Annotated in this window: 9 protein-coding genes and 1 pseudogene; 5 read left to right on the forward strand and 5 right to left on the reverse strand. The window is 57.7% G+C overall.

The genetic code is table 11. From position 1 onward, the window contains the following. Together WB650_RS21865 and WB650_RS21870 are read right to left on the reverse strand one after the other, a co-directional pair. Positions 1–148: DUF692 family multinuclear iron-containing protein (locus WB650_RS21865; protein ID WP_423962040.1), on the reverse strand; the 148-nt coding region annotated here is incomplete at its 3' end. 45 nt (positions 149–193) lie between these two features. Beyond that, positions 194–457, reverse strand: a complete 264-nt coding sequence (locus WB650_RS21870) for a hypothetical protein (protein WP_422303530.1) — start codon at positions 455–457, stop codon at positions 194–196. A 327-nt stretch (positions 458–784) separates the two neighbouring features. Between WB650_RS21870 and WB650_RS21875 the strand changes: the two genes are divergently transcribed. The 3 genes from WB650_RS21875 to WB650_RS21885 all read left to right on the forward strand — a co-directional run bounded on the left by WB650_RS21875 (position 785) and on the right by WB650_RS21885 (position 2,706). Next, the gene (locus tag WB650_RS21875) at positions 785–1,324 is read left to right on the forward strand and encodes a DoxX family protein (RefSeq protein ID WP_423962030.1); all 540 of its coding nucleotides are present in this window, start codon (positions 785–787) and stop codon (positions 1,322–1,324) included. A 37-nt stretch (positions 1,325–1,361) separates the two neighbouring features. Beyond that, positions 1,362–1,658, forward strand: coding sequence for a hypothetical protein (locus WB650_RS21880; RefSeq protein ID WP_423962031.1), 297 nt, complete (start codon positions 1,362–1,364; stop codon positions 1,656–1,658). 79 nt (positions 1,659–1,737) lie between these two features. Then, a complete protein-coding gene (locus WB650_RS21885; protein WP_423962033.1) occupies positions 1,738–2,706 on the forward strand; it encodes a hypothetical protein in 969 nt (322 codons plus the stop codon). A 148-nt stretch (positions 2,707–2,854) separates the two neighbouring features. Here WB650_RS21885 and WB650_RS21890 read toward each other — a convergent pair whose 3' ends face one another. From WB650_RS21890 to WB650_RS21900, 3 genes are all read right to left on the reverse strand, one after another. Next, entirely contained in the window at positions 2,855–3,253 is a 399-nt protein-coding gene (locus WB650_RS21890) for a DUF1330 domain-containing protein (RefSeq protein WP_423962035.1), read from the reverse strand. 152 nt (positions 3,254–3,405) lie between these two features. Next, positions 3,406–4,299 carry a haloalkane dehalogenase gene (locus tag WB650_RS21895; RefSeq protein WP_423962037.1) on the reverse strand — a complete coding sequence of 298 codons (894 nt, stop codon included), beginning with the start codon at positions 4,297–4,299 and terminating at the stop codon, positions 3,406–3,408. Between the two features lie 373 nt (positions 4,300–4,672). Next, positions 4,673–5,500, reverse strand: a complete 828-nt coding sequence (locus tag WB650_RS21900; protein ID WP_422304259.1) for a DUF1223 domain-containing protein — start codon at positions 5,498–5,500, stop codon at positions 4,673–4,675. A 168-nt stretch (positions 5,501–5,668) separates the two neighbouring features. Between WB650_RS21900 and msrP the strand changes: the two genes are divergently transcribed. Next, the gene (msrP, locus tag WB650_RS21905; RefSeq protein ID WP_422304262.1) at positions 5,669–6,646 is read left to right on the forward strand and encodes a protein-methionine-sulfoxide reductase catalytic subunit MsrP; all 978 of its coding nucleotides are present in this window, start codon (positions 5,669–5,671) and stop codon (positions 6,644–6,646) included. 2 nt (positions 6,647–6,648) lie between these two features. Beyond that, a pseudogene (locus tag WB650_RS21910) lies at positions 6,649–6,845 on the forward strand (sulfoxide reductase heme-binding subunit YedZ); the annotation flags it as partial.

Genomic DNA, 6,845 nt, shown 5'->3' on the forward strand with positions numbered 1-6,845 from the left:
CCAATATCTGCAGAGGCCGGCCGCCGGCAATCATGAAGTTTTCCGAGATTACTTCGAACCAGTCCGCGCGCGCCGTCCGGTCCAGAACGTGCGGGTAGTGAATGGTCCGAAGACCGACACCGTGCCCGAGATGGGGTAATAAGCTCATGGATTTGGCAGGCCCCGGCTGTGAAGCCGAGGCCCCCTGGTCGATCTACTTGCCGTCCGGAGGTGTGACGGTACCGCCCTTGTCTTTGCAATCCTGCGTGGACGTTTTGACGAAACCTTGTCCTTTGCAGGCGTTCTTGCCCTTGCAGTCATTCTGGGCAGATTTGCAGGACGACTGTCCCTTGCAGCCGTTGGCACCGACGCACTTCACCTGGTCGGTGCTTGTGCCCTCTTGGGCGCGTGCACTCACGACACCGGTGACCAACAGCATCGCCACCGCACTGGCGATCAGCGCATTCTTCGCGTTCATTTTTTTCTCCTCCTAAGGAGTGGTTTAGTATGGGGCTTTGATGTCCGCAGCGAGAAAAAGGTTTCAAACCGATATTGTGGGCCGCGGGGACACTTACGGATTGGGTGCCTCGCCTTATACGGCCGCGGGAGCATGGCGCGCCGTGAGCGAATGATTTGGTGCGCTCGCGCAGGAGTCACCAGTCGATAGAATCGCTGCTTCGGAACTTGCGAAGAAGCGACGATATCTGGCGGGCCGCTAGGGATGATGGGCGCTTGTGCCGAAGAGGAGTTTGTAACCTCGGCCGCCATGCCGCATCTAATTAGCGCGAATGGAGGCGTCAGCAGAGTGAACTTCAAAAGGCTCGTAGCGGCAGCGGATGAACTCTTCGATCGGCTATCGACTGCCTGGTGGATTCCCGCCCTCCTGATGCGACTGTTTGTCGGATACTTCTTCATGGAGACCGGATGGGCAAAGATTCACAACCTCGACGCGTTCACAACCAGGTTCGCGGGATGGGGCATTCCTTACCCCGCGTTCAACGCCGCGTTGTCGGCGTACACGGAATTCCTCGGTGGTGCGCTGACGATTCTCGGGTTGGGAATGCGCTTCGTTTCTATTCCCATGATCATCAACATGATAGTCGCGATCCTGACTGTGAAACTGAAGGATGTCAGCGGCCTCGATGACTTTGCCGAACTCGATGAACCGCTGTATGCGCTGAGTTTCGTCTGGTTGTTCTTTTCCGGAGCCGGATGGCTGAGTGTCGATTTTCTTCTGAGACAATTCGTGGATAAAGCCATCGGCCGCAACAGGTCATCGATCCCCTCCAGCTCGCGGTTTGTTCAACTCGCTGACTCTGCGACTCCACACCTGCAGGACCGTTAGACGAGAGAATGATACGGTTCGCCGGAACCTTGTTCTGATGAAACAGTTTGACGATAAGCGGCCTTACATTTTTGCGGAGGTTCGGGTGATCCTTCGTAGAGAACTTAGAAAGACACTGCTCGGCGTCGGGGTGTCTATAGCGATCTACCCGTTCAAGCGGGAGTTCGTAGTCGGCGCAGCCTCGATCGACACGCAAGGGGGTTTTTCTACGATGTGTTATTTGCCCGGTCAACATACGCCGGAGCATGAATGCTGGTACATCAATCAGGGTGCGGTGGACAAGGAATTCTTCACGGTGCGGGCGATGGAAGCAGCGTCGCAAACGGGCCATTAGAGGCTCGCCTCCCCCCGAGCCTCAAGAGCGGGGCGAAGCGGCGCGAGTCGCTTCGCCCCGTGTCACGACAAAGGCGCAGATGCAGTTCAGGATTTTGAAATTCGCAGTGGCGATCGTCGCGGCTGCTTACTTTCTTAGCGGACCAGCCCGATTGAGCGCCTCCGAGGCGCCGGCTCCAAACGAATCGATGTCTATCGGCGGCGCTACGCTCAATGTGGAAATCGAGCCCGGCGATCTCACCGTGTCGCGCACTCAGGTGTTGGAATGGGTTCGGCGATCGGCTTGCGCCGTAACCGAATACTACGCCGGCTTTCCGGTTCGAAACGTGGATGTGAGGATCGTGCCGATCGACGAAGGCAGAGGCGTGCTCTTTGGCCGGACGGTCCTGGTCGATCAAACTCTTGTCATAAGAGTCGGTTTGTCGAGATTCGCTACTGAATCAAGCCTAGTGGACGACTGGGTAATGACCCATGAAATGGTCCATCTCGCATTGCCGTCGGTTCCAAACGAGCACCACTGGATCGAAGAAGGGATTGCCACTTACGTCGAGCCGATCGCGCGCGCGCAAGTCGGTGATCTTTCTCCGGAGACAGTCTGGCGTGAACTCGTGGACGGCCTTCCCAAGGGATTGCCTGCCCCCGGCGATCGAGGCCTCGATAACACTCACACCTGGGGCCGCACCTATTGGGGCGGTGCGCTGTTTTGCCTGATGGCGGATATCGAGATTCACCGGCGTACCAACAATCGCTACGGACTCCAGGATGCATTGAGAGGAATTGTCCGCGCTGGCGGCAATATGGAACACAACTGGCCACTCACGCGGGCTCTGAAGGCTGGAGACGAGGCTACCGGCGTGCCGGTCCTGATGGAGTTGTACGATCGGATGAAAGCAAGCCCGGTAACGCCCGACCTCGCCGCGATGTGGCGCGAGTTGGGTGTTCGCCCTTCAGGCAATTCCGTGGTGTTCGATCAGACCGCGCCGCAGGCTTCGATCGTGCGATCGATTATGGCGCCACGATCTAGCCCGAGCGAAGCGTGCCAGCGGTAATCGTCGTCTTTCGGCTTCAATCGATACGCCGGCGATAAGCCAATAACGCGCCAGCCGAGGCGACCAGCGCAAAGACCGCGACCGGCATCATCTCGGATAGCACAAGCGATCCGCATTGGCCTCTGAAGAAAGCGCAGCGGCGCCAGGGTCATTCCGTCGCGTTCAGTAAAGGGGCCGGCGCGCATGCGATTAACACTGTGCGTTCGAGTCCGGCTTCGCGATGCTTGTGGATTTGCTGATATTCCGGCGTCAATCCCATTTCGAACAGAGCCTTCGGACTTGGATATTGCACAAGTGCGACGGCGTCCCACTCGTTGGACGAATCGCCGATCAGCACCGACTCCGGCCGCCCGGACCACAACACCTTCCCTCCGACTGCCTCGATCATTTTCACAACACTTGAACCGTATCGACCGTATGCCTCCGCACCCGTACCCTCCTCGCCCTCAGCCTTCGCTTTGAACTTGAGCAGGTTGAGCATCACGATCGGACCGGGATGCTCTTCAATTAGTTTTGCGAATTTATCCGGGTCGGGACTGATATTCATTTGGCCCTCCTATCTACCCCTTTAGAATAAGTCAGCAAGTCGAAACCAATTCGGGAACACTCAAGTGCCAGATCATATAGAATGAGTGGCATCTCAATATGTGACCCATTTTGGTCGGAGATTGAATCGTTGAAAAGGTGGACACGCCAAAATCAACTGTTGCCTCGAATGAAATCGACGATCACTCGTGCCAGCTCCTCGCCTTTGTCCTCCTGCAGGAAATGGCCCGCTCCCGTTATCGTCGTATGCGGCTGATTGCGAGCTCCCGGAATCGCCGACTGGAGCAATCGCTCTCCGCCTTTCGTGACCGGATCGCCATCGCTGAACGCGGTTAGAAATGGTTTCTCCCACCCGCGGAGAACTTCCCAAGCCTTGCGATTTGCCGGCACCGCGGGGTCGTCGGGCGAGATAGGAACGAGGATAGGAAATTGGCGCGCACCAGCCTTGAAGCGCTCGTCGGGAAAGGGCGCGTCGTATGCGGCGACGACTTCGGGAGGAAGTGCGTTCGCACATCCACCCTGTACAATCTGGCCGACCGGGAAAGTCGGCGTTTCCTGCGAGAATTTGCGCCATGCCATGAACGCGTCACCGATTGGGCCTTCACCGGTCGGCAGTCCTGTATTCGCCGCGACGATGTGCGCAAATCGCTCTGGATGCTCTGCTGCGATGCGCAGTCCGATCACTCCTCCCCAGTCCTGGCACACCAGAGTTATGCCACGAAGATCGAGCTCCTGAATGAATCTAGTGATCCAGTTTACGTGCCGTTCATAGGTGTAGTCTTCCCGATTCGCTGGTTTGTCGGAGCGCCCGAAACCGACCAGATCAGGCGCGACAGCGCGCAATCCGGCTGAGACAAAAACGGGGATCATTTTCCTATACAGGTATGACCATGACGGCTCGCCATGGAGCATCAGCACCGGCGCTGCGCTCCGCGGCCCTTCGTCAACGTAGTGGATTCTCTGACCGTCGGCCTCCAAATAATGCGGCTTGAATGGGTAACCGGGCAGATTGGAAAAGCGCTCATCAGGCGTACGCAATATTTCCATCAGATTTCCTCCATAAATTGTGCCGACCTTTCAGTCTTCTTCATGGTCCCGAAGTGCGATCCGAATCGCGCGCAGCAAGCTTTCTTCATCGAAGGGTTTGACCAAGCTCGCGATCGGGTTAGCTTCGCGCATCATTTGCGTGCCCAGCTTATCATCACAGCCGCTCATCAGAATGATAGGCAAATACCTTTTGACGCAGCCAGATTCATTGGACTCGAACCTCAGTGATTAGAGTGACGGAGCCTGCGGAAGGTTACGGCCAACACTGATTTTTGTGCGCTGGGAAGCAGACGAGGTCGCGGACCCGCCGGCCGTCAGGATGGGCATACCGGTTGCCGCGGCATTGATTGCGCCGGTCGAGGGCGTCGAAGCATCAGTTCTTAGCGATTGGGTACTCCGAGCTGGCACCCTCGATCCTCAGCGACGTTGGGTCCTGAATAAACGCGGCGACGCCGAGATGGTCCAGCGACCAGGAATCGTCGAGCTCGATATTTAGCTCCTTACTGGCAGAGGCACCTTTTGCGCCGTCAAGCTCAAATGCCGGCAGCAATTTCCTCACGGTGTAGTCGTAAGTGATTTCTCGGCCGCCGTTCTCACCTGCGCCAATCTTGCTGACCAGACCGTTCTCGAAGAGCGCGAGCATCACCGTACGCGGTCCGCCCCCCGCGATGCTCAACATCTGCGCGCTCACTTTGACCCGAAGCTTTCGAGGCCCTGCACCAGCGAAGTTCGCCTGAACGCTGGTGCGGCCGACGGGAGACGCCGAACGTGCGGTGGCCACCGCGCGCTCGATACTTCCCGCGTCAGAACCACCGCACTGCCACGCGCCGCTGATCACCATTTGAGGCGTGTACTCGCCGTCCAGGTTCATCGCCCGGGCGTAGTCACTTTGTCGCTCAGACCATTGACGTGATGAGAACGGGTCCGCCCACCCGAGATGATTCCAGTAATCGACATGGTACGCGAGCGGGATCACGGATTTCGTCGAGGACCCCAGCTCACTGATAAGTGCGTCGGCAGGCGGGCAGCTTGAGCATCCCTCTGATGTGAACAGCTCGAGCACGACTGGTGCGCCATCGGACGCACCGTTCGTCTCCGAGAACGCGACCGCTTTACGAAAGAAGCCGAATCCGATCGCCGCGACGATTACGATACCGACGATCCAGGGAACCAGACCGAATCGCTCACGCTGAGTTTGCATCGTGACTATACCTCGCAATGGTGAACGTGTACCCGAGTCGAGAGGTTCCCCTCGGAGAGTTTTGTAACCATTTCAAGAGCGACAGCATCTAACAGTGTCAGCGACGATTTCTAATTGCGAAATGACGAGGAACATAAGTAAGGAAACGCGGTGTCCGGGATTGGTAACATGCTCCCATCGAGCGAGGTGACGTCCGAGAGGTTGTACCTTCAGCGGCGCGAGTTCATCAAGAACTCGTTGCTCTTCGCGGCAACCAGCAGCGGCGTGGGCAGCACTTTGCTCTGGCTGATGCGAGGTCTTCGAGCGAAGGACCACGAAAAGGGCTCGAACACCGCAACGCCGGATGACCGGGCCGCGCTCACCGTTACGCGGCACCTCGACTACGCGGCTGGAGAGAAGAACAACTCTTACAACGCCGTCACCAACTACAACAACTTCTACGAGTTCGGCACCGACAAGAGCGATCCGGCGGCAAACGCAGGCACTCTGAAACCGCGTCCGTGGCAAGTGACGATCGAAGGTGAAGTGGCGCGTCCACAAGTCTTCGAGATCGACGAACTCATCAAGTCGTTCCCGCTGGAGGAACGCGTCTACCGTATGCGTTGTGTCGAAGCCTGGTCGATGGTCATCCCGTGGGTCGGCTTCCCGCTGGGAGATCTGTTGAAACGTGTCGAGCCCACCTCGCGCGCGAAATACGTAGCCTTCAAATCGCTCCTCGATCCCCAGCAGATGCCGGGGCAGCGTACCGATCTCCTCCAGTGGCCCTACGTCGAGGGCCTACGCATCGACGAAGCGATGCATCCGCTGACCATCCTGGCGGTCGGACTCTACGGTAAGCGGCTTCCAAACCAGGACGGCGCGCCGATCCGCCTCGTGGTTCCCTGGAAGTACGGCTTTAAGGGGATCAAATCGATCGTGAATATTCGTCTGACGGAGGAACAGCCGCCGACTTCCTGGAATATAGCGGGGCCCGACGAGTACGGCTTTTATGCAAACGTGAATCCCGCAGTCGATCATCCGCGCTGGAGCCAGGCGACCGAAAGACGAATAGGCGAGTATCATCGTCGTCCGACCCTGCCATTCAACGGCTACGCGGACCAGGTCGCGGGTCTATACCAAGGAATGGATCTCACAAAGTTCTTCTAGCTATGGCAGCGTTTACAAAAAACTCGCCACTGCCTTGGCTCAAGCCAGCGGTCCTCACCGGCTCGCTCGTCCCACTTGCGGCGATTCTGATAGGTGCTTGGCGCGATGATCTCGGCCCCGATCCAATCGCGCAAGCACTGAATCAGCTCGGCTTGATCGCTCTCGTCTTTCTGATCGCTGCTCTCGGATGCACGCCGCT

It is taken from the genome of Binatus sp. (SeqCode), from assembly GCF_049584895.1.
Taxonomy (GTDB): Bacteria; Desulfobacterota; Binatia; order Binatales; family Binataceae; genus Binatus.